The sequence below is a fragment of the Brevibacterium ammoniilyticum genome (assembly GCF_038429965.1).
Classification (GTDB): domain Bacteria; phylum Actinomycetota; class Actinomycetes; order Actinomycetales; family Brevibacteriaceae; genus Brevibacterium; species Brevibacterium ammoniilyticum.
This window is the reverse complement of the sequence record NZ_BAABNP010000009.1, coordinates 141,738-161,880: the sequence shown is the minus strand read 5'-3', so window position 1 is coordinate 161,880 and position 20,143 is coordinate 141,738. Positions and strand designations below refer to the sequence as shown.

The 20,143-nt window shown below is 69.1% G+C and carries 17 protein-coding genes; 9 read left to right on the top strand and 8 right to left on the bottom strand.

Going from position 1 to position 20,143, the window contains the following annotated elements:
* The first annotated feature begins 138 nt into the window (after positions 1 to 138).
* Positions 139 to 1,110: a capsular polysaccharide synthesis protein gene (locus AAHA49_RS12215; RefSeq protein ID WP_342038509.1), complete on the top strand. Its 972-nt coding sequence runs from the start codon at positions 139 to 141 to the stop codon at positions 1,108 to 1,110.
* A 32-nt stretch (positions 1,111 to 1,142) separates the two neighbouring features.
* Here the strand turns inward: AAHA49_RS12215 and AAHA49_RS12210 are convergent, their stop codons facing one another.
* The 5 genes from AAHA49_RS12210 to AAHA49_RS12190 form a co-directional block, all read right to left on the bottom strand.
* The gene (locus AAHA49_RS12210; RefSeq protein ID WP_342038508.1) at positions 1,143 to 1,886 is read right to left on the bottom strand and encodes an SDR family oxidoreductase; all 744 of its coding nucleotides are present in this window, start codon (positions 1,884 to 1,886) and stop codon (positions 1,143 to 1,145) included.
* 84 nt (positions 1,887 to 1,970) lie between these two features.
* Positions 1,971 to 2,948 carry a DUF4097 family beta strand repeat-containing protein gene (locus AAHA49_RS12205; RefSeq protein ID WP_342038507.1) on the bottom strand — a complete coding sequence of 326 codons (978 nt, stop codon included), beginning with the start codon at positions 2,946 to 2,948 and terminating at the stop codon, positions 1,971 to 1,973.
* Between the two features lies 1 nt (position 2,949).
* Positions 2,950 to 3,594, bottom strand: a complete 645-nt coding sequence (locus AAHA49_RS12200) for a response regulator transcription factor (protein ID WP_009378844.1) — start codon at positions 3,592 to 3,594, stop codon at positions 2,950 to 2,952.
* A complete protein-coding gene (locus tag AAHA49_RS12195) occupies positions 3,582 to 5,693 on the bottom strand; it encodes a sensor histidine kinase (protein ID WP_342038506.1) in 2,112 nt (703 codons plus the stop codon). Before AAHA49_RS12195 ends, AAHA49_RS12200 begins: the two co-directional genes overlap by 13 nt.
* Positions 5,694 to 5,968: 275 nt before the next feature.
* Complete coding sequence (locus AAHA49_RS12190; protein WP_342038505.1) at positions 5,969 to 7,342, bottom strand: trans-sulfuration enzyme family protein; 1,374 nt, start codon at positions 7,340 to 7,342, stop codon at positions 5,969 to 5,971.
* 294 nt (positions 7,343 to 7,636) lie between these two features.
* Between AAHA49_RS12190 and AAHA49_RS12185 the strand changes: the two genes are divergently transcribed.
* Both AAHA49_RS12185 and AAHA49_RS12180 read left to right on the top strand, forming a co-directional pair.
* Complete coding sequence (locus AAHA49_RS12185; protein WP_342038504.1) at positions 7,637 to 7,990, top strand: ArsR/SmtB family transcription factor; 354 nt, start codon at positions 7,637 to 7,639, stop codon at positions 7,988 to 7,990.
* Between the two features lie 103 nt (positions 7,991 to 8,093).
* A complete protein-coding gene (locus AAHA49_RS12180) occupies positions 8,094 to 8,612 on the top strand; it encodes an SRPBCC domain-containing protein (protein ID WP_342038503.1) in 519 nt (172 codons plus the stop codon).
* Between the two features lie 57 nt (positions 8,613 to 8,669).
* Here the strand turns inward: AAHA49_RS12180 and AAHA49_RS12175 are convergent, their stop codons facing one another.
* Positions 8,670 to 10,226, bottom strand: coding sequence for an acyltransferase family protein (locus tag AAHA49_RS12175; RefSeq protein WP_342038502.1), 1,557 nt, complete (start codon positions 10,224 to 10,226; stop codon positions 8,670 to 8,672).
* A gap of 336 nt (positions 10,227 to 10,562) precedes the next feature.
* Between AAHA49_RS12175 and AAHA49_RS12170 the strand changes: the two genes are divergently transcribed.
* Complete coding sequence (locus AAHA49_RS12170; RefSeq protein WP_342038501.1) at positions 10,563 to 11,594, top strand: nitronate monooxygenase; 1,032 nt, start codon at positions 10,563 to 10,565, stop codon at positions 11,592 to 11,594.
* 225 nt (positions 11,595 to 11,819) lie between these two features.
* Here the strand turns inward: AAHA49_RS12170 and AAHA49_RS12165 are convergent, their stop codons facing one another.
* Complete coding sequence (locus tag AAHA49_RS12165) at positions 11,820 to 12,488, bottom strand: response regulator (RefSeq protein ID WP_342038500.1); 669 nt, start codon at positions 12,486 to 12,488, stop codon at positions 11,820 to 11,822.
* Between the two features lie 188 nt (positions 12,489 to 12,676).
* Here AAHA49_RS12165 and AAHA49_RS12160 point away from each other — a divergent pair, with 188 nt between their 5' ends.
* The 3 genes from AAHA49_RS12160 to AAHA49_RS12150 all read left to right on the top strand — a co-directional run bounded on the left by AAHA49_RS12160 (position 12,677) and on the right by AAHA49_RS12150 (position 16,737).
* Positions 12,677 to 13,540 (top strand): sensor domain-containing protein, encoded by an 864-nt coding sequence (locus tag AAHA49_RS12160; protein ID WP_342038499.1) that lies wholly within the window; start codon positions 12,677 to 12,679, stop codon positions 13,538 to 13,540.
* A gap of 44 nt (positions 13,541 to 13,584) precedes the next feature.
* On the top strand, positions 13,585 to 14,997 hold the full coding sequence (locus AAHA49_RS12155) for a sensor histidine kinase (RefSeq protein WP_342038498.1): 1,413 nt from the start codon (positions 13,585 to 13,587) through the stop codon (positions 14,995 to 14,997).
* A 372-nt stretch (positions 14,998 to 15,369) separates the two neighbouring features.
* Positions 15,370 to 16,737 (top strand): serine hydroxymethyltransferase, encoded by a 1,368-nt coding sequence (locus tag AAHA49_RS12150; RefSeq protein WP_342038497.1) that lies wholly within the window; start codon positions 15,370 to 15,372, stop codon positions 16,735 to 16,737.
* On the opposite strand, the gene AAHA49_RS12145 is transcribed toward AAHA49_RS12150, so the two are convergent.
* Complete coding sequence (locus AAHA49_RS12145) at positions 16,645 to 17,856, bottom strand: CPBP family intramembrane glutamic endopeptidase (RefSeq protein ID WP_342038496.1); 1,212 nt, start codon at positions 17,854 to 17,856, stop codon at positions 16,645 to 16,647. The two genes, AAHA49_RS12150 and AAHA49_RS12145, sit on opposite strands and share 93 nt — an antisense overlap.
* A 109-nt stretch (positions 17,857 to 17,965) precedes the next feature.
* Between AAHA49_RS12145 and AAHA49_RS12140 the strand changes: the two genes are divergently transcribed.
* Together AAHA49_RS12140 and AAHA49_RS12135 are read left to right on the top strand one after the other, a co-directional pair.
* A complete protein-coding gene (locus AAHA49_RS12140) occupies positions 17,966 to 19,462 on the top strand; it encodes a sensor histidine kinase (protein WP_342038495.1) in 1,497 nt (498 codons plus the stop codon).
* Positions 19,459 to 20,124: a response regulator gene (locus tag AAHA49_RS12135; protein WP_342038494.1), complete on the top strand. Its 666-nt coding sequence runs from the start codon at positions 19,459 to 19,461 to the stop codon at positions 20,122 to 20,124. The genes AAHA49_RS12140 and AAHA49_RS12135 overlap by 4 nt, the downstream gene beginning before the upstream one ends.
* The last annotated feature ends 19 nt before the right edge of the window (positions 20,125 to 20,143 follow it).

Below are 20,143 nucleotides of genomic sequence, written 5' to 3'. Positions count from 1 at the left end.
GTCATCTGCGGTGATCTCGATGCCGGAGCCATCGGATTCGTGCTTGTCTCAGTGTCCGCCGCCTGGTCTAGAGTGGGGAAACCCGCAGCGGACCTGCGAGCAGGTGTCGCGCACTCGTCGACGAATGGAACACGCGAGATGAGACAGACGAAGGCACCTGCTCCGGAGAAGATCGTCGCGGGCCTGCAGGCGCAGATCGAGCGCTCCGGACGCTTCGCCTCGACGATCGACCCCGTTGCAGCTCTGCAGACCTACGACCGTCTCATCCGCCTGCTCCAGCCCCGACTGCCCGACATGCGTCGCAGTCTCGGGCTGCCTGCCGACCCACCGCCTTTCGCCGCTCTCCGCGCACGAGTCGAAGCACGCCGTCGTTTCAGGCACAAGCGGGTCCCGTCGGATCGCGTCTTCACCTATTGGAACACCTCAGTGGATTCGGCTCCGCCTCTGGTTCAGGCCTGCCTGGCCAACATCGGCCGGGCCTATCCCGCGCTGGAAGTCCTTGACGGCCGTTCTGTTCGCACGCTCATCGACATCCCAGAGCGCATCTCGACGTTGCTTGAGGGCGACCGTCCCGCGCACTTCTCCGACTACGTCCGCACTCGCATCCTCGAGGAGCACGGCGGACTGTGGTTCGATGCAACGGCGTGGGTCGGGCACAACCTGGACAAGGAACTGCAACGTCGCTATCTGCGGGCGGGGACGATCTTCCCGCGGTGGACGAAGCTCTCGATAGCGAACTGGTTCATCGCTTCGCAACAGGGGTCGGTGCTGCTCGGTATGCAGAGGCGGGCACTCGACGAATGGTGGAACCACAACGACGATCTGCCCGACTACTTTCTCTATCACCGGATCTTCGAGGTCCTCCAGGTGATGGTTCCCGAGGTTCGCGGGCAGTGGGACGCGGCGCCTCCGCTCTCTGCAACCTCGGCGCACCTGCTGCAGCTCGAGATGATGCAGCCGTGGCGACCCAATACGCTGGCAGACATCGACGCCGTCGCACCGCTGCAGAAGCTCAGCTACAAATACGACACGGTGCCCGAAGGCTCGGTGCTCGAGCACCTCATCGCCCCGTACGAATCGACCCCACCGACAGACCAGGCCACTACGTAGACAGATCGCTGCTGCGGGACGGTCGACTCACCTCACCGCGCGCGCAGCCATTCGTCGACGGTCACGGCCGAGAGCCTCGGCGCTGGAGGAATGAGCCCATCGCCCGAGGTCGGGCCCGGCAAGGGTACGGGCACAACCTTGCGGGGGCGACGCCCCCGGGCATCGGCGCGGGCGATCTTCGCAGCGATCGCGGCCAGGTCGCTGATCTCGGGCCCGGCGACCTCGAGTGTGCCGCGCTCACCTGCGTCGATGGCCTCGGCCATCATGCGGGCGGCCTCGTCCGCGGCGAGCGCCCGGACGCGCATCTTCGGAACGAAGGTCACCGGACCTGCGTGCACCGAGGCGGTTTCGGCAAGTTCGTACCACTGCGTGGAGCGGAACATGAGGAGCTGGTCGGCGGGAATGAGCCGACGGTAGACGCGTTCCTGCACCTCTTTGCCCTGGTAGTAGGCGAAGAGCTTCGACTCGGCGACCTCCGGGCGGAAGGCGATCGACAGGCACACCATCGCCGCCCCCGGGTTCTCCGCTGCCGCGAGGGCGATCGAACGCGAACTGCGGGAGAAGAAGTCGAGTGCCCGGTGCTGATTGTTCGTCATGAGGTTGACGCAGTCGACGAGGACATCGCTGCCCTCGGCGGCCTCGGTGACGCCCTCACCCGTGTAGGTGTCGACGCCGATCCCCCGGTGTGCGGCGATGACCGAGTGACCTTGCGCGCGCAGGCGGGTGACGAGGTGGGAGCCGAAGGTGCCGGTGGCCCCGTAGACCGTGATCTGCATGGTGCGTCCCCTCTGCCGGAGCGGTCCGGCTGGTGCGAGCCGATCGACTCCGGCCGGCCGATTCGGGCCACCGGCTCGGCTCGATCAGTTCTGGTCGATCGTGACCGCGCCCTGGTCCGAGGTCGCTGAGACCGGGATGACCGTCTTGCCCTCGGCGTCCTTCGAGTTCTTCGTCGCGTCGTACTTCTCGAGGTCTTTCTTCAGGTCGACCCGACCCTGGTTCGACTTCGCGGTGATCTGGTAGAACAGCTCCCCCGCCTCGGCGTCGGAGGCATTCTGATCGTCGCCGTCTGGGCGGGTCATATTCGCTTTGACGAGCTCGAGCCGAGGCAGGCGCAGATCGATCGTGCCTTCGTCGGACTTCGCGGTGATCCCCGCGGCGGGCACCATGTCGTTGGAGAAGTCGAAACTGATCGACCCCGCGCTCGACGTCGCATCGATGCGCTCGCGCACCCGCAGATCGGAGCCGTCGATGGTGCCGGTATCGGACTTCGCCTCGACGGTCCCGTACGTGCCCTTGAGCGTCGTCTGGCCCCACTGCGTCGTCGTCTGCACCCGGTTGAACGTGCCGTCGAGCGTGATCGACGATCCTTCGGTTTCGGCCCTGACCTCGTTGTACTCACCGACGACGGAAGTGTCGCCGAGGCCGCCGGAGAACTCGAGGTTCGTGTCCTTCGACGTCGGTTGGGGCACCGTGACCTGCAGTCTCGCCTTCTCGAACGACGTCACATCGTCGACGGAGATGGTCGAGGTTCCCTCGGAGTCGTCGACGCGCAGCTGCGGCAGGTTGTCACGAGGTCCGACGCCGGTGAGAGTGACCTCGGGAGTGCGGACATCACCGGTGCGCACAGCGACGTCGGCTCCGGTGTCGAGGGAGACTCGGATGTCGCGGGTCGACGCGGGCAGCTCCTCGCTCGTTTCGAGTTTCGTGAAGCTCAGACGCGAGGTCGCATTGGCGACGGTGACCGCGAGCGGGATGAGGAGGAGGACGGCGGCGGCGATGATGAGGACGGCGCGCAGACCCGAACGGGCCGAAGGGCTGACGCGGACTGTGGCTGGCATTCTAGGCTCCGAGGAAGGTGAGGACGGCGAGGACTCTGCGGTTGTCCGAGGTGTCGGCGGTGAGCCCGAACTTCGTGAAGATCGAGCTGATGTGCTTCTCGACGGCGCCGGCGCTGAGGAAGAGGGTGCCGGCGATCGCGGCGTTCGACTTGCCTTCGGCCATGAGCTGGAGGACTTCGAGCTCGCGGGGGCTCAGGGTGGACAGACCGTCGGTCTTGCGGGTGCGCACGAGGATCTGGGAGACGACTTCGGGGTCGAGGACGGTGCCGCCCTTGGCCACCTCGTCGACGGCGGAGAGGAAGTCCTCGACATCGGCGACCCGGTCCTTGAGGAGGTAGCCGAAGCCGCCGGTGTTCTCGGCGATGAGTTCGGAGGCGTACTGCTCCTCGACGTACTGGCTGAAGACGAGGACCTTGACGTCGGGGTTCTGCTTGCGGATGAGGACCGCTGCCCGAATGCCCTCGTCGGTGAACGTCGGGGGCATGCGGACGTCGATGACGGCGAGGTCCGGGGGCATCGTGTTCACGGTCGCCAGCAGCTCGTTGGCATCGGGCACTGCCGCGATGACCTCGTGTCCGGCGTCGACGAGGAGTCGTTCGAGTCCGGCTCGGAGGATGGCTGAGTCTTCGGCGATCACGATGCGCATGGCACCTCCACAACGATGGTAGTCGGCCCACCTGCGGGGCTGGTCAGGTTCAGTGTCCCACGAGCGGCTTCGACCCGGTCGACGAGGCCGGCGATGCCCGTGTGCCGACCTGAACGGTCGATCCGGGCGCCGCCGTGCCCGTTGTCGGTGACGACGATCTGGACCCCCGCCTCGGTGGGGGCGATGAGCACCTTGGCCCCGGTCGCCCCGGAGTGCTTGGCGATGTTCGTCAGGCATTCGGCAACGACGAAGTAGGCGACGGCTTCGGCCTCCCGTTCGATGCGGCCGCCGAGGCGCACGTCCACCTCGACGGGGATGGGCGAGCGTCCAGCGAGCGCGGACACGGCCGCGTCGAGGCCGCGGTCGGTGAGAACGGCCGGGTGGATGCCGCGGGCGAGCTGGCGCAGTTCGGTGACGATGCCCTTCGCCTCGGCGTGGGCTTCGGCGACGAGCTCTTTGGCCCGTTCCGGGTCGGTGTCGATCTTCGACTTCGCGAGACCCAGCGTCATCGTCAGGGCGACGAGGCGGGGCTGGGCGCCGTCGTGGAGGTCGCGTTCGATGCGCAGGCGTTCAGCGGCGGCGGCGTCGATCCCAGCCATGCGGGCACGGTCGAGTTCGGTGACCTCGGCCTGCAGGGCTGCCGTGCGCGGGGGTGGGAGGAGGCTGCGGTCGAGTGCCCGGTCGAGGTACGGGGCGAACCAGAGGATCGCCGCGGAGCTCGCGAGGATGATGAGCGAGCCGATGGCCACGCCGATGCGTCCCAGGCCGCTGTCGCCGGCGCCGATGAACAGGCCGGGGATGCCGTCGGGGTTGATCGCGGAGAAGATCCCGAGGATGCCTCCGCACATGCCGATGACAGTGCCGCCGACGATGACGAAGCCGAAGGTGATCTTGATGAAGTGGTGGGCGGTCGATCGCCAGAACGGGGCAGAGGACACGAGCAGCCACTGATTGTGGAGGAACCGGGTGAACCCTGATTCGCGGGTGCTGCGTGGGATCGTCGGGACGGGGATCCGGTCCCCGTAGACGAGTTCGGCCCGGTAGCGTTCGGCGACGTTGGCGACCTGCTGGACGATGACCCAGGCGATGAGGGCGAGCACGCCGAGGCCGAGGGCGAAGATGCCGCTGATGCCGGTGACGAGGAGGCCGAGCGGGATCCATGCCCAAACGATCGCGAGGACCGCGGAGAGGAAGAGGTTCGCGACGCCGACGGCGCCGACGGGACGCTTCGGCCAGTCGATCGGGCCCTCGGCCGGGATCTCGGTGACGTCGTCGGTGGTCAGGGGCATGGGACCGGTGACCGGAACCATCGTCAGGGGTTCAGGGCGGGGCTTCCTTCGCCGAGGCGGTCGGGCCGGCTGTTGGCGAACGGGCATCGGGGCGTGCGTTGCGGGGGCGTGCGCGCCGGGGGCGTGTGCGCCTGGTGCGTGCGCGGTCGCTCCCGGGTGGGTGCCGGGCACGGCCGGGTGTGCGCCCAACATCGGCTGCCCCGCGTCGGGTCCGGGACCCTGCGGGATGGCGATCGGGTGCGAGTGGTGCGGGTAGCGACCGCCCTGCTGAGGCTGGTCAGGGCCCGGCTGAGGTTGGCGTTCAGCCTGGTGGACCGGCAGATCGGCCCGCGGCGGAGCGCTGCGGTAGGTCTGAGCGGAAGTGCCGAAGACCTGAGTCTGCGGGTACTGCGCGGTCGGACGCTGGGTGCCGTGGCCTGTGGCAGCCCCGGGCTGTGCGGAGGCATCGTGGACAGTGTTCTCACGAGTCTCGCCGGTGCGGCCGGGCTGTCCGAAGATCTGGGTCTGCGGGTATTCGCGGGTGTGCCCGCTCGGATCGGAGTCCTGGGGGGTCTGCTCTCGCCGGCCCTGTTCGGCGGTCTGCGCTCCGCCGGTCGTATCCGACCAGGCCTGCTGTGCGGGCGGGACGGCGAAGGGGACGTCGAGGTCGAGGGGGGCGATGCGGAACTGTCCGGCTTCGGTGGCCAGCGGCGCGTCTGCCGACTGGTGCTGTGCGGCAGGGGGGCCGCTGGTGTCGCCGTGGTGCTGAGCCTCTGCAGTCATGGAGCCGTTCGGCTCCTCCTGCGGCTGCTCGGGGGTCTTCTCACTCATACCGACAACGCTACGCGGGCCGGTCACTCGGCAACAGCACGTTGACCACCGAGCACCCTTAGGGTTTTCCCCACGTCACGCCCGAACCCACACCCGCTGGTCCACGTCGCACCCACAGCGGCACGTCCTACCCGTAGCCTCACATCACACGTCTCGCTCAGCACGCGGCACCCGCAGCTTCATGTTCTACCCGTGTATGTGTAGGAAATGAAGCTGCGGGTGCCGCGACCAAAAGGCACTCCCGAATGGTGAGGTACGCGACGCTCTGAGGCGAGCTACGCGCGTTGCAGCACGGTCTCGACAGCGACGCCCGTCTCTCCGACAGGACCCCCGGCAGACTCTCCTGCGGATTCCCCAGCAGCCTCGACGCCCGACTCTTCCTCCGCCGCACCTTCCGTCACAGCAGGCGCCTCGCCGACCGGCGCCTCGTCAGCCACCGCCGTCAGCCGCGCCCCCGTGTTCGTCCGCTCCAGCGCAGCGTCGAGGTCGGCGAGGATGTCGGCGATATCCTCGATGCCCACGGACAGGCGGATGAAGCGACCGGAGATGCTCAGTTCGCAGTCGGCGACGGCCAGATGCGTCATCGTCGCCGGGTGGTCGATGAGGGACTCGACGCCGCCGAGCGACTCGGCGAGCGTGATGAGCTCCGTGCTCCGCACCAGCGCAAGCGCCCGCTCCTCGGTGTCGGTGGAGAACGAGACCACTCCCCCGAACCCGCTCATCTGGGCCTTCGCGATCTCGTGGCCCGGGTGTGAGGGCAGTCCGGGATAGTGCACCTCGGCGATCTCCGGACGAGCTTCGAGCCACTCCGCGACAGCCTGCGCATTCGCACAGTGCGCGGCCATCCGCACGGGCAGCGTCTTGATGCCCCGCCTCGTCAGCCACGCGTCGAACGGCGAGATCCCCAGCCCCACGGATGCGAAGTGGCTGGTCAGACGGTCGATCACCTCGGCGGCACGAGGACACGTCCGCCCTGCACCGGCGAGCACGGCCCCGCCGATGACATCGGAATGGCCGTTGATGAACTTCGTCGTCGAATGGATGACGAGGTCGGCGCCGAGCTCGATCGGACGCTGCAGATACGGGGTCGCGAACGTCGAATCGACGGCGAGCAGCGCGTTCGCGGCGTGGGCGATGCGCGCGGTCTCGGCGATGTCGATGACGTCGAGGCCGGGGTTGCTCGGGGTCTCGGCCCAGACGATCGCGGTGCGGTCGGTGACGGCGGCGGCGAGCGCCTCGGTGTCCGTGAGGTCGACGGTGCGGATGACGACGCCCCAGCGCTCGTACTCGTTCTTCAGCAGCCGGTACGTGCCGCCGTAGACGTCGCGGGGGATGATGATCTCGTCGCCGGGACCGAGCAGCGCGGAGAAGACGGCCACCTCGGCCGAGGTCCCCGAATTCACGGCCGCCGCGTACTCCGCGCCCTCGAGCGCGCACAGTACCTCTTCGAGGTCGGTCCGGTTGGGGGTGCCCGTGCGGGCGTAGTCGAAGCCGGCCCGGGTCTGACCCGGGACATCCATCTCGAAGGTCGAGGTCTGGAAGATCGGGGCGACGACGGAACCGGTGTGCGATTCCGGGGCGGCGCCGGCGTGGACCGAACGGGTCGAGACCCCGCTGCGGTCTGTCGAGCTGTGATCGGGTGAGCTCACGGCAGATCCTTCCTCTCTGGAGACCTCCGACTCGGCTGTCGAAGTCCCACCAGTCTGAGGGCGGTTCGCGGCACGCTCCCCGCCATGCGACCCGTGGAGTCACCGTCTGTCATCTGCCCGTCTTCCCGCGTCATGTTTCGTCATGCACGGGGTGAGTGCGGTTCCCCGCCGAGGTGGTCGTCCGACCTCGCGGCCGTCGCGGGCAGGATTTCGGTGCCTTCGCCGAGGCGGTCGTCGGGCACATTCCCATCCCGCCCCTTCCTCTTCCCCGCCGACTGTGCAATAGTTAGCTTTATGGCTAAGTATTCGGATGAGCTGAGCGAGATCTTCACCGCGCTCGCCGATCCGACGCGCCGTGCCGTCGTCGACCGCCTCGGCCGGGGACCGGCGACCATCAGCGAACTCGCCGAGCCGCTGAGCATCTCCCTGCCGTCGTTCCTCAAGCACGTGCGCACTCTCGAGGACTGCGGCCTCATCCGCACCCGCAAATCCGGACGCGTGCGCACGTGCGTCCTCGACGAACGCCGGCTCGGCGTCATCGACGGCTGGCTCGAGACCCAGCGTCGCAGCTGGGAGGCGGCGACCGACCGCCTCGACGCATTCGTCACCGCCGATCCGCCGCCGACCTCGACGACCCCGCCTCGCTGATGATCCCGACGATGCCCGACGCGGAAGCGATCCCGACGACGCCCGCTCCGCTCGCAACCGACACTCTCGACCTCTGACCCCCCATCACCGACAAGGAGACCCCATGACACTGAGCCCCGACTTCGACCTCGGCCCCGATCGCAACCTCGACACGGGCATCGACCCCGACCGCGACCTCCTCATCGAACGCGTCATCCGCGCCCCGAAGGAGGCCATCTGGTCGGCATGGACCGAGCCGGCCCAGCTCGTGCAGTGGTGGATCCCCGCCCCGCTGGTCCTCCGCGTCGACGCCCTCGACCTGCGTCCCGGCGGCGCCTTCGTCACCCGGATGAGCGAGGACGGACAGACCTTCACCCCGCACGTCGACGCCGTCTTTCTGCGCATCGAGGAGAACGAGCGCCTCGTCTTCACGAACGCCGTCGACAGTTCGTGGCATCCGGCCCTGCCCGCGCCCGTGGCCATGACCACGGAGATCATCCTCGGCGACGGCGAGTCCGGCACCGACTATCGTGCCGTCGTCCGCCACGCCAGTCCCGAACAGCGGGCCATGCATGAGGAGCTCGGGTTCTTCGAAGGCTGGGGCACCGTCACCGAGGCGCTCGCCCGCCTCGCCGAACGCTGAGTCGCGCATCCCGGTCGTCGAACTCTGAATCAGGCATTAGGGTCGGCGGCCGCTGAGTCAGACGCACGCCTCCCCCAGCGCTGCGCCGAGGACGAGTGAGGCCGACAGGGCAGCACCCGAGACGACCGTCCAGAACAGCGGAGCGATGCCGACGAGCAGCGCGACTGCGATCCCGAACACGGCGAGCCCGACCGCGGTGAGCGCACGTGTCCGTTCGTCGAACCGTCGTCCCCGACGGTGATCGGAGGGGGCAACATCCGCGGAGTCGCGAACGGCCCGTTTCGCACAATCGTCAGTGACCGTGTCGACAGTTTCGGCCGCGCAGGCACTTCCGGCGCGTGCAGCGATACCTCGGACCACCTCGGCGAACAGATGCCCCCACCGCACGAGCCGCTCCTGCCGGGGAACGTCGACCTTCGCCATCCCGATCGCGAGCAGCATCGCAAGGCCGACCACAGCGAGCACCCACACCGGTCGACTCAGCCACCACCACGGCGAGCCCACCTCGGGGAGGACGAGGGACCCCAACCATGGACCGACCGTGTCCCCCATCCGTGCGAGCAGCCCTGCCCCCGCGCCGAGCACTCCGATGAGCACGATCGCCGCGCTCAGGTGCCAGAGGTAGACGTGCATGCCGTACCGGTTCCCCCATTCGATGACTCCGGCCCACAGCGTCCGCCCGGCAATGGCCTCGCCGAGGCGGTCGTGGACGAGGCAGAGCACGCACATCTGCGCGACACCGAGGAGGACGAGCGCGCCGGTGGGCGGGTTCAGGTTGACGAGCATGTCGGGACTGTAGACCCCTCCCGCCACCGACCAGCCGAGCATGGCGAGCGCCCCGATGAGGACCGCGACGACGGCAGCGGGGCGCACGGGTCGTCGCCGGAGGTCGGCGTAGAGGAAGCCGAGCTGCTGGACGAGCGGCCAGACGACGAGGAAGTTGAGGTACCCGATCGCGCTCAGCCCGGTCACGACGGCAAGGAGGTCGACGACGGCGACGGCGGTGGCGAGCACCAGAAGGGTCCGCCTCGGCCAACGATCATGGAACCGGGACGCGAGCGGGACGAGCGAGGTGAGTCCGACGTAGACGGCGAGGAACCACAGGGGTTGGCCGATGCGTCGGCTCGCTTCGGTGAGCAGTTCGGCGGGCACTCCGAATTCGGAGGCGACGGCGAGCCCGGTGCAGGCGGCGAGGATGAGGACGGTGACCGGACCGACGAGGCGGCGCAATCGTCTGCGCAGGTAGTCGGCCCAGGTGCCGCCGTCGGCCTGGGTGCGATGCCACTGCTGCAGGGCCGCGTAGCCGCCGATGAGGAAGAACAGCGGCATGATCTGGAAGCCCCACGAGGCGATCGTGAAACCCGTCGTCCCGGTCAGGGCGACGGTTGGGGAAACCTGGCCGTCGGGCCCGAGCTGCGCGGTCGCCATCATCGCGTGGAGGACGACCACGACAACGAGGCAGCCGAAGCGCACGAGGTCGAGCGCTCGGTCCCGTCCGGGGTGGGGGTGGGGCTGACGAACGTCGGTCGGTTCCGGAAAACGAGCGTCGACCGAACGGGGCGAGGTGTCCCGCCGAGGTGGGGCTCCCGGAGTTGGAGGTGCAGTGAGAGACATGGGGACTCCTGGTTCGATGCTGCGGTGCACACCCGGCGGGCGTGCAGTCTGCGGTGCCTGCTCCGTGCCTGCGGTGGCGGCGTGGCCGCGGCGTATGAGAGGTGGACGCCCCCGACGGTAGGGAGCCGAAACGCCTCACTGCATCACGCTTGAGTCCCGTTCTCACCGCCTGCACCCGCTACCACGGGGTGACGCGGCAGCCCGCGGGGTGACGAGGCGGCCCCTGGCCAGACACCACAGCCCGCGGGTCCGGGTGCGACCGCCCAGTGAAGGCCGCGGCAGCCCTCGGGACCGGGTGCGAGAATGGCCGCATCACCCGACGTCAGGAGCCGAGACATGACCATCGCCTTCGAGACCACTCCGCTGCCGATCATCGGCGCCCCCATGGCCGGTGGGACGACGACGCCCGAACTCGTCACGGCGGTCGCCGCCGCCGGCGGCTTCCCGTTCGTCGCCGGCGGCTATCTCTCCGTCGACGCGCTCGCACCCCTCGTCGAGCGGGCGCGCGCGTCTGCCGAGACCTTCGGCGTCAACCTCTTCGCACCGAATCCGGTGCCGCTCGACCGCGCCGCCTTCGACCGGTACGTCGCCGCGCTGACCCCGCTGGCGGCATCGTTCGGCGTCGAGCTCGCCCCCGAGCCGGTCGACGACGATGACCACTACGAGGAGAAGATCGCGTGGCTGATCGACAATCCCGTGCCGCTTGTGTCGACGACGTTCAACCTCCCCACCGCCGAGGTCGTCGACCGTCTCCACGCCGTCGGCACCGAGGTCGCTGCCACCGTGACGACCGTTGGCGAGGCCACGGAGGCTGCGGCCCGCGGCGTCGACGCCATCATCGTCCAGGGTCCGCGCGCGGGCGGTCACACGGGCACGGTCGACCCGACGCGGACGATCGAGGATCGGTCGACGCTCGATCTTCTCCGGGAGATCCTCGCCGAGGTGGACCTCCCCACCGCTGCCGGCGGCGGAGTCGACGGGGTGGCGGCGGTCGAGGAGCTGCTCGAAGCCGGGGCGAGTGCGGTCGTCGTCGGGACCCTGCTGCTGCTCGCCGACGAAGCGGGCACCTCGGCGCCGCATCGGGCAGCCCTCCAGGATGCCGCGAAATACTCAGAAACCCGGCTGACCAGGGCTTTCACCGGACGTCCCGCGCGGGCGCTCGTCAACGACTTCGTCCGTGAGTTCGATCCGGTCGCCCTCGACGCCTACCCGGCGGTCCACCACCTGACGAAGGGTGTGCGCGCCGAGGCGAAGAAGGCCGGCGACCCGGAGAACCTCAATCTCTGGGCCGGCACCGGCTACCGGTGGGCGATGCCGGGTTCGGCGGAGACGATCGTCAAGGAGCTGGGCGCCCGCTTCGCGCGCTAGGCGCCGGTTACTCGCGGCAGGTGCCGGACTCACGCGGTAGGCGCCGGCTTCACACAGTAGGCACACGAGTTCCGCCTCGGCGAACGAGGATGGCGGCGTTCACCCGCAGGATTCCGGACCCTGAGTGCCGATTCGAGCGTGCGAAATCAGCACTGAGCGTCCGGGAAACCAGGGCGCAGGACACACCCAGGGCCGTCACACGCGATCGCACCGGCCAGCAGCCCTTCACCCTCCGGCGACGACGAGTCCCGACTCGTAGGCGGCGACGACGATCTGCGCCCGGTCGCGCAGCCCGAGCTTCGCGAGGATCCGTGACACGTGGGTCTTCACGGTCTGTTCGGCGAGGAAGAGCTCGGCGGCCACCTCGGCGTTGGTGCTGCCCTTGGCCACGCGGGTCATGACGTCGATCTCCCGGTCGGTGAGCTGCCCGAGCACAGCGGTGTCCTTGACCACGGTCGGCCCGGCGACGTATTCGGCGATGAGGCGCCGGGTCACGGACGGCGCGAGGAGGGAGTCACCGGCGGCGACGACGCGGATGGCAGAGATGAGGTCCTCGGCGGTGGCGTCCTTGAGGAGGAACCCGCTCGCCCCGGCGCGCAGGGCGGAGAAGACGTACTCGTCGGCGTCGAAGGTGGTGAGCATGATGATCTTCGGGTGCTCGCCCGGCATCTGGAAGACCGCGCGCGTCGCGTCGAGGCCGTTGAGCTGCGGCATGCGGATGTCCATGAGGATGATGTCGGGTGCGGTGCGACGGACGAGGTCGACGACCTGCGCACCGTCCTCGGCGCTGCCGACGACGCTCATGTCCGGCTGTGCGTCGAGGAGCGCGCCGAAGCCCTGACGGACCATCGCCTGGTCGTCGACGATCGCAATGCGAATCGCAGTCTCGGTCATGCCCTCACGCTACCCGACCCGCACACCCAGCCCCACCCGCCACGGCCCCCGCCGCGCACCCTCACCCCGGAGGACCACCTCGGCGGGGATCGGATTCACTCCTGGGTATGATGCGCGGTCCGCGACCCGCTCCCTAACGTTCGAGGCGTCAGAGCACCACCGCATCACCCACTCACACAGGAGTCCTCATGATCCCCACCACCGAAGCCGCGTACGCTGAGACCGTGCCCACCACCGCCCCCGTCGCCCCGGCCGGCTCCCCGCGAGCCGCACGGTCGCGCTGGTCCCGGATGTGGCACAGCCTCGGTCGCGACACCCGCCTCGTCGCCCCGGGATTCTTCATCTCGCTCGCCGCCGTCATCGTCCTCGTCGTCCTCCTCACCCTCTCGGTCGCCACCGCGGTCATCTGGATCGGCGTGCTCCTCCTGCCCGTCACCCTCCTCGTCGCGACCGCGTTCGCGAACCTCTCCCGCCGTCGGGCCACTCGCTGGGGCGCCCCGATCGCCGAGGTGACCAACCGTCCCCGCGCCCGCGGCCTCCGCGGATGGCTGGGCATCGTCGCCGAGGGCCGCCACTGGACCGACCTGCTCTTCGAATCCGTCTTCGCCCTGCCGGTGCGCATCGTCACCTTCAGCGTCGCGGTGTCGTGGTTCGTCGGCGCGCTCGGCGGCCTGTCGTACTTCTACTGGGGCCGCTTCCTGCCCGACGACGGCAGCGGCCTGCTCAACCTCATCGTCGCAGGCTGGAACCGCGCACCCATCGTCGATCTCGGCTTCTCCGCCGAGGCGACCTTCCAGTTCGCGGCCGGCCTCATCCTCCTCGTGACGTTCCCCTTCGTCCTCCACGCGATGGCCCGCCTCGAGATCGCCGCCGTCACCGCCGGACTCGCCCCTCGCCCCACCGAGGCGACCATGACCTCCCAGCAGACGACGGCTCGCGCGACAACCGTCGGTGCAACTGATGCCTGGGGACCGGCCGGTTCGGTGCCGGCGGCGGGGGCGACAGCTCCGGTCGTGGGCTCCGCCTCGGCGGCAGCGGGTGCGGCGCGATGAGCACGGCCACCGGATCGCCCGAGCCCGGGAACCCGCAAGGACGCGTGGGCACACAGGGACCCGCCAACGCAGGGGGTCCGGCCACCCCGGAAAAGCTGACCAACCCACAGGGTCTGACCAGCGCTGACGGCTGGTATTGGCTGACGACGATCTTCGCCGGCGTCGCCCTGCTCGCCACCGGCTGGCCCGTCTACGCCGCGACGTACGGGGTCTGGGTCGTCATCGCGATGCTCATCGCCGCGGCGCAGGCGGCAGCTCCGGTGCTCGCGGTCCGACTCCCCGTCGTCGCGATCGTCATCAGTCTTCTCTCCTCGGCGGCAGGGATCCTCGCGACTGCTCACACCACGGGATTCGTGTGGCCGTGGACGGTGACGGCGACGCTCTCGCTTTCGTTCACGCTCATCGTCATCGGCCTCCGTCACAGCTGGGTCGGCCTCATCGTCCTCTGGTCGGCGAGCGCGGCACTCGGCGCCGGCAGTCTCCTCCTCGTCCTGCCGGACGGGGTGACCGGGGCGCTGTCGAACGTCATCACGACCGCCTCGGTGACGGCAGGGGTCGCCGGCATCGCGGCGCTCATCCGGCTGTGGCTGACCGGTCGCAGGCAGCTCGCCGTCGAACGCCGCCTCGGCGCCGAGGAGCTGGCCAAGCGCACCGAGCTCGAGGACCGCAACCGCATCGCCCAGGAGCTCCACGACGTCGTCGCCCACAGCATGTCGGTCATCAGCGTGCAGGCGACGACGGCCCGCTACAGGCTGGCTGACCTCGATGATCGCAGTCTCGAGGAGTTCGATTCGATCGCCGGTTCGGCGCGGCAGGCGCTGACCGAGATGAGGGGGCTGCTGACGATCCTCCGCGGCGGACGAGATGCCGAGACCGCCCCGCAGCCGACGATCGGGGACATCCCCTCGCTCGTCTCGGCGACCAGGGGCACGGGGGCGCACGTCGACCTCGAGTTCGGACTCAGGTCCCAGCCCGTCGCGCCGACGACGGGGCTGACGGCGTTCCGTGTCGTCCAGGAGGGCCTGTCGAATGCTCTGCGCCATGCGCCCGGCGCCCCTGTGTCGGTGACGATCCGCCCGGCCGTCGGAGCAGATGGGCGCAGCGGCGTCGAGGTGTCCGTCGTCAACGGGGTTGCGGACGGCGGGAATGAGTCGACGTCTCATGGCCGGTCGACCGGCACTGCGACCGTCGACAACGCGATCGTCGACAATGCAACCGCTGGCACGGCTTTCGTCGGCACCGCCGCCGGAACGGGAAGCGCCAGCGTGGCAAGTGGCAACGCGGGCAGTCACAATGCGACCAGTCACGGCGCGGCTGACGATCGCCTCAGCCACCTCGGCGCGGGGTTCGGTCTGCGCGGGATGCGGGAGCGCGTCGAGGGCCTCGGCGGAACGCTCGCCGTCGGCCCGACGCCCGAGGGTGGTTTCGCCGTCACTGCGGTCCTCCCCCTCAGCTGAGCCATCGCGACCTGCGAATTCTGGACGCTCAGTGGCGATTCGAGAGCGCAAAATCAGCACCGAGCGTCCAGGATTCCTCTGCCTGGACCGCGCCCGACACTCCGGATCCTCAACACTGCGCCGCGACGCCGCACCTACCCGCGCCGCGACGCCCCACCGATCATTAGATTTCGCGAACAAATACGTTATCGGCACGCTCATCGATCGACATGTCCAGGCAGGTCCGGAACTCATTAGGATCGATCTCGACGCCGCATCGCTTCGATTCGGCAACCTTCCCGGCGCTCAGCACCGTGGCGCCAGGTGGCGCAACGAGCGGAGGGTTGCTGGGACCGAACGTTCGGCGGACGACAGAGACGAAGGAGTCACCCCATGCACCAGTCGCCCCGCACCTGGGCCCCCGCCGAGAGCCAAACCCGGATCGAGGACATCGCCGATGACCGCCTCGGCGAGGGCGGAACCACACCGATGGCCGCGGTCGTGGACACAATCGAGGACCTCATGAGCGCCTCCGAACGCCTCCACGACGAGGAGGCGTTCAACCTCAATCCCGCCTCGAACGTGCTCAATCCACGGGCGGCGGCGCTGCTCGCCGGCGGGTCGGCGTCGCGGACCTCGCTCGGGTACGCCGGGGCGAAGTACGAGATGGGGCTTGAGCACATCGAGCAGGTCGAGGTCATCACCGCCGAGCTCGCCGCCCGCCTCTTCCACGCCGACTTCGCCGAGGTGCGTGTGCCCAGCGGGGCGATGGCGAACCTCTACGCGTTCATGGCAACGTCCTCACCTGGGGATACGATCATCGCTTCGCCTCCGACGATCGGCGGGCACGTCACCCACCACGCTGCGGGGGCCGCCGGACTCTACGGGCTGAGAACCGTCGGCGCGCCCGTCGACGTCGCCCATTACACCTACGATGTCGATGCCCTCGCGACGCTTGCGCGCGAAGTGCGGCCCTCGCTCATCACGATCGGCGGATCACTCAACCTCTTCGAGCACCCGGTCGCGCAGGTCCGCGAGATCGCCGACGAGGTCGGCGCCAGAGTCCTCTTCGACGCCGCCCACCTGTGCGGGATGATCGCAGGCGGGCAGTGGGCGAATCCGCTCGACGAGGGCGCGCACCTCATGTCGATGAGCACGTACAAGAGCCTCGGCGGGCCGACGCACGGGCTCCTGCTCAGCAACGACGCGGAACTGTCCGAACGCATCGACCAGATCGCCTTCCCCGGGATGACCGCGAACTTCGACGCCGCAGCCGTCGCGGCCCTCGGCGTCACCCTTGCCGACTGGATCGAGGCCGGCGCCGACTATGCGAGCCAGATGCGCACGTGCGCTGCCGCCCTGGCCGAGTCCCTCGCCGACGCCGGCGCCGTGCCCTTCCAGTGCGAACGCGGGTTCACCGACTCCCACCAGTTCGCGCTGCTCGCCGCCCCGTTCGGCGGCGGCACCCGGGCAGCCCGGGTCCTCGAGCAGGCAGGCATCCTCACCTCGGGCATCGGCCTGCCCGTCCCCGAAGTCCCTGATGATCAGAACGGCATCCGCATCGGCACCCCGGAGATCGTCCGCCGCGGCATGACCGAGCCCGACATGCCCCGGCTCGCCGGGTACATCGCCCGCGCCCTCGACACAGCGCGGATCCCCGCAGCTGGTTCAGACTCCCCCGCCGAGGTGGTCCTGCGGGAGATCGCCGACGACGTCGCCGCGTGGCGGAAGGACTTCACCGGAGTGCGCTTCACTGCGTGAGGAGACCGGCCGGCGGGGTGCACGCAGCCCGGCGCCGCGGCCGACCGGATCCGGGGACTGCCCCGCACCCGGGTCCGACGCGACCCCAGGCCCCCGCGGCACCCGCAGTTCGGGCCCGTGTAGACGGGCGTCGACGATGACAACGAGGGCGAAGACGATCGGGGCGGCCATCCCGACCGCAATCTGCGCCGCAGGAGCATCGGTGGCGTTGAGGTCGGCCCCGGTGAGGACACAGAGGCCGAAGGCGAAGAGGTTGTTGACCGTGTGGAACGCGATCGCCGCCTCGAGGCCGCTCGTCCACAGGGTGAGCAGTCCCATGACGACGGCGAAGACGCCGACGCTGATGAGACCGGGGACGTCGTAGAGGTGTCCGAAGACGAAGAACGGGACGGGAATGAGCACGGCCCACCAGGGGCTGCGCAGCCAGCTGCCGATCACGTTCATCGCCAACCCGCGGAAGACGAGCTCCTCACTCATGGCCTGAACGGGAACGAGGAGGAGCACGAGCACAAGCATGAGCGCGAGTCGACCGTCCCAATCAGCTCCGCGGTCGAGGGCGACGGATTCGGGCGCGACGATCCCGAGGACGATGAGGCCGACCACCCACACCGGCAGGGCAAGCAGCAGGTACCGTCCGAGCAGCCGCCACCGCATTCCGCCGGGCACTGCACCCGAACCCAGCCCCGGTCCGAAACGCAGCCCCAGCCCGGGACGCACCGAGATGAGTGGGAAGAACCAGCGCTGGTAGACGCTGAGCATCGCGAGTTCGAGAGCCGGCCACATGACGATGACGGAGACCAGGGCCAAGACCATGCCCGTCACCGTGTTCATGTCGTCGATGCCGGAAATGGTCGCATCGATTCCCCCGAGGACACCACCCGCGCTGACCACCGACCAGAGGCCGAAGACGATGACGATCCCGACGAGGAGGACGAGGTAGTACACGACCGTGAGCAGGACGACGAGCAGCGGTTTGAACCAGCGATGCCCGGGCAGGTCCCGCAGCAGACGGATATAGCCCGAGGGAGGTCTCCTACCGTTGGCAAGCTCTCCTGGGGCAGCCCGGGAACTCCGGGCTCTGCGGGTCGCACTGTCGGTCGTCGGCGAGGTTGCGTTCATGCCCTCCATCGTTCCCGGCTGCAGTCCTCCCTGACATCAGCCATCGGCACGACCGTTTTCATCCTTTCGGGCGACCCCGCCGAGGTGGCCGCCCGGGTATCGTCGAATCGTGCCCATCCGCAACCGCCGCCACCGCCTCATCCGCGCCGTCATCTGGACCGCGGTCTGCTTTGCCATCGGGGCACTGATCTTCATCACCCTCGCAGGCGTGATCGTCGGCGATCCGAACCCCTCCCCGAGCGACGAGGCCGTCCGGTTCGGAGAGATGACCATCCACTTCGTCTTCGGACTTCTCGCTCTCGTCTGCCTGCCGTTCGTCCTCTTCCTCGACGGCCGCACGGTCCCGCGGTCGACTCTCTCCCCCAAGGTGCTCGCCGCGGAGAAGCTGCGCGGATACCTTAACGACAGCGGACGCGGCGGCGAGTCGTTCCTCGATCGCGACGGTTCAGTCGAAACCCTGCAGAGGCGCACCGGCGGCTGGATCCCGATCACGGTCGGCCTGGTCGGCATCGTCGCCGGCATGATCGGCAGTCTCGGCCTCGCCGCGGCATCGGTCCTCGTCATCTCGCTGTCCGCTCGGCGGAGCTGGGTGCTCTCCGGGGCCGTTCTCGCCACAGCGACCCTCGCACTGGCCGCCAGCTATGTGCTCACCCCGATGAGTCTCGGCGGCTTCGACCTGCTCATCTTCATCGTCAACAGCGTCTTCATTTCGATCCTCATCGTCATCGGCGTCATCCGCGGAGCTCGCGAGCAGGGGCTCATCGACACTGCCGCGCAGACGCTGCTGCGCGATCGGTCCCGACAGGACCGCGCGATCGCCGAGGTGCGCCGCAGCATCGCCCGCGACATGCACGATTCCCTCTCCCACCATCTCAGCGTCATCGCGATGTACTCCGGCGCCCTGTCCGTGCGGCAGGACCTCGACCCGGATGCGGTGCGCGAGAGCGCGAAGCTCATCGCCGCCAGCGCCCGCCGGTCGGGAGTCGAGCTGCGGGAGGTGCTCACCATGCTGCGCGGCGACGACCAGGGCACGGTCGTCGACCCCGACCTCGACCGCCTCGTCAGCGGTCGCACCGACACCGTCGACCTCGCCTACCGGGCACCGCTGTCGGCCCAGGCACTCGAGCGTCTCGGCGGACTCGAACGCACCACGGTCTATCGCTTCGTCCAGGAGGCGATCACGAACACCGTCAAGCACGCACCGGGTCAACGGGTCCAAATCACCGTTTCCGCAGATGAGAGCCCTGAGACTCTCGTTCTCACCGCCCGCAACCGGCTCGGGACCGCCTCGGCCGGGGCCGGAAGACAGCCGCCGCAGCTCTCGCCGGCCGCCGGATCCGGGCTCGGCCTCCTCGGTCTGCGCGAGCGGATGGAGGCGATGGGAGGACAGCTCACCGTCGAACGCGGCAGCGAATTCGTCCTCCGCGCCCGCATTCCGGCCCCCGGCCTGCCGACCGACCCGGCCGGCTCCCCGACCGACCCCGCTGAGTCCCCGACCGACGACGCTAGAGAATCAACCGACGCCGCAGACGTGCAGGCGAAGACCACCGACGGCGTCACGCTCCCCGACCGCCCAGCTACCGATCCCACCGAGGAGCGCCCGTGACGATCCGGATCATCATCGCCGACGACGAATCGCTCATGCGCTCGGGTCTGCGCCTCCTCCTCGGCGCGGCCCCCGACATCGACATCGTCGCCGAGGCGGCCAACGGCGAAGAGGCCATCGCCCTGACCAGGGAGTTCACCCCCGACCTCGTTCTCATGGACCTGCGCATGCCCGTCATGGACGGCCTCGAGGCCACGCGCACGCTGATGGCGCAGGCAGCGCACCCGGAGGTCCTCGTGCTCACCGCGTTCGGCACCGACGACTTCGTGCTCCGGGCGCTCAGCGCGGGCGCCGCCGGCTACCTCCTCAAGGACACCCCGCCCGATGAGCTCATCCACGCCGTGCGCGCGGCCGCCGGGGGCACGAGGACACTCTCACCGGGGGTCGTCGATTCACTCCTCGACCGTTCGGGCACCACCGGTTCGACGGCCGGCCTGACCTGGGGAGACGGTGGACGTGAGGACCGTGATCCGCTCGCGGTCCTGACCGCCCGGGAACGTCAGATCGCCGAGGCGGTCGCCCAGGGGATGACGAATGCGCAGGTCGCGCGGTCGCTGTTCGTCTCCACGGCGACGGTGAAGACCCATCTGGCCCGGATCTTCGACAAACTCGAGGTGAGCACCCGCGTGCAGCTCGCGCTCCTCGTCAACGACTCACAGTGACCGACCCCAAGCGCGAACA

Excerpts from the sequence above, each read along its gene's own strand:
- AAHA49_RS12175 (WP_342038502.1), bottom strand. The coding sequence starts at position 10,226 with ATGTCTCTCACTGCACCTCCAACTCCGGGAGCCCCACCTCGGCGGGAC.
- AAHA49_RS12195 (WP_342038506.1), bottom strand. The coding sequence starts at position 5,693 with ATGAGTGAGAAGACCCCCGAGCAGCCGCAGGAGGAGCCGAACGGCTCC.
- AAHA49_RS12205 (WP_342038507.1), bottom strand. The coding sequence starts at position 2,948 with ATGCCAGCCACAGTCCGCGTCAGCCCTTCGGCCCGTTCGGGTCTGCGC.
- AAHA49_RS12150 (WP_342038497.1), top strand. The coding sequence starts at position 15,370 with ATGCACCAGTCGCCCCGCACCTGGGCCCCCGCCGAGAGCCAAACCCGG.
- AAHA49_RS12145 (WP_342038496.1), bottom strand. The coding sequence starts at position 17,856 with ATGAACGCAACCTCGCCGACGACCGACAGTGCGACCCGCAGAGCCCGG.
- AAHA49_RS12165 (WP_342038500.1), bottom strand. The coding sequence starts at position 12,488 with ATGACCGAGACTGCGATTCGCATTGCGATCGTCGACGACCAGGCGATG.
- AAHA49_RS12160 (WP_342038499.1), top strand. The coding sequence starts at position 12,677 with ATGATCCCCACCACCGAAGCCGCGTACGCTGAGACCGTGCCCACCACC.
- AAHA49_RS12215 (WP_342038509.1), top strand. The coding sequence starts at position 139 with ATGAGACAGACGAAGGCACCTGCTCCGGAGAAGATCGTCGCGGGCCTG.
- AAHA49_RS12170 (WP_342038501.1), top strand. The coding sequence starts at position 10,563 with ATGACCATCGCCTTCGAGACCACTCCGCTGCCGATCATCGGCGCCCCC.
- AAHA49_RS12210 (WP_342038508.1), bottom strand. The coding sequence starts at position 1,886 with ATGCAGATCACGGTCTACGGGGCCACCGGCACCTTCGGCTCCCACCTC.
- AAHA49_RS12185 (WP_342038504.1), top strand. The coding sequence starts at position 7,637 with ATGGCTAAGTATTCGGATGAGCTGAGCGAGATCTTCACCGCGCTCGCC.
- AAHA49_RS12180 (WP_342038503.1), top strand. The coding sequence starts at position 8,094 with ATGACACTGAGCCCCGACTTCGACCTCGGCCCCGATCGCAACCTCGAC.
- AAHA49_RS12200 (WP_009378844.1), bottom strand. The coding sequence starts at position 3,594 with ATGCGCATCGTGATCGCCGAAGACTCAGCCATCCTCCGAGCCGGACTC.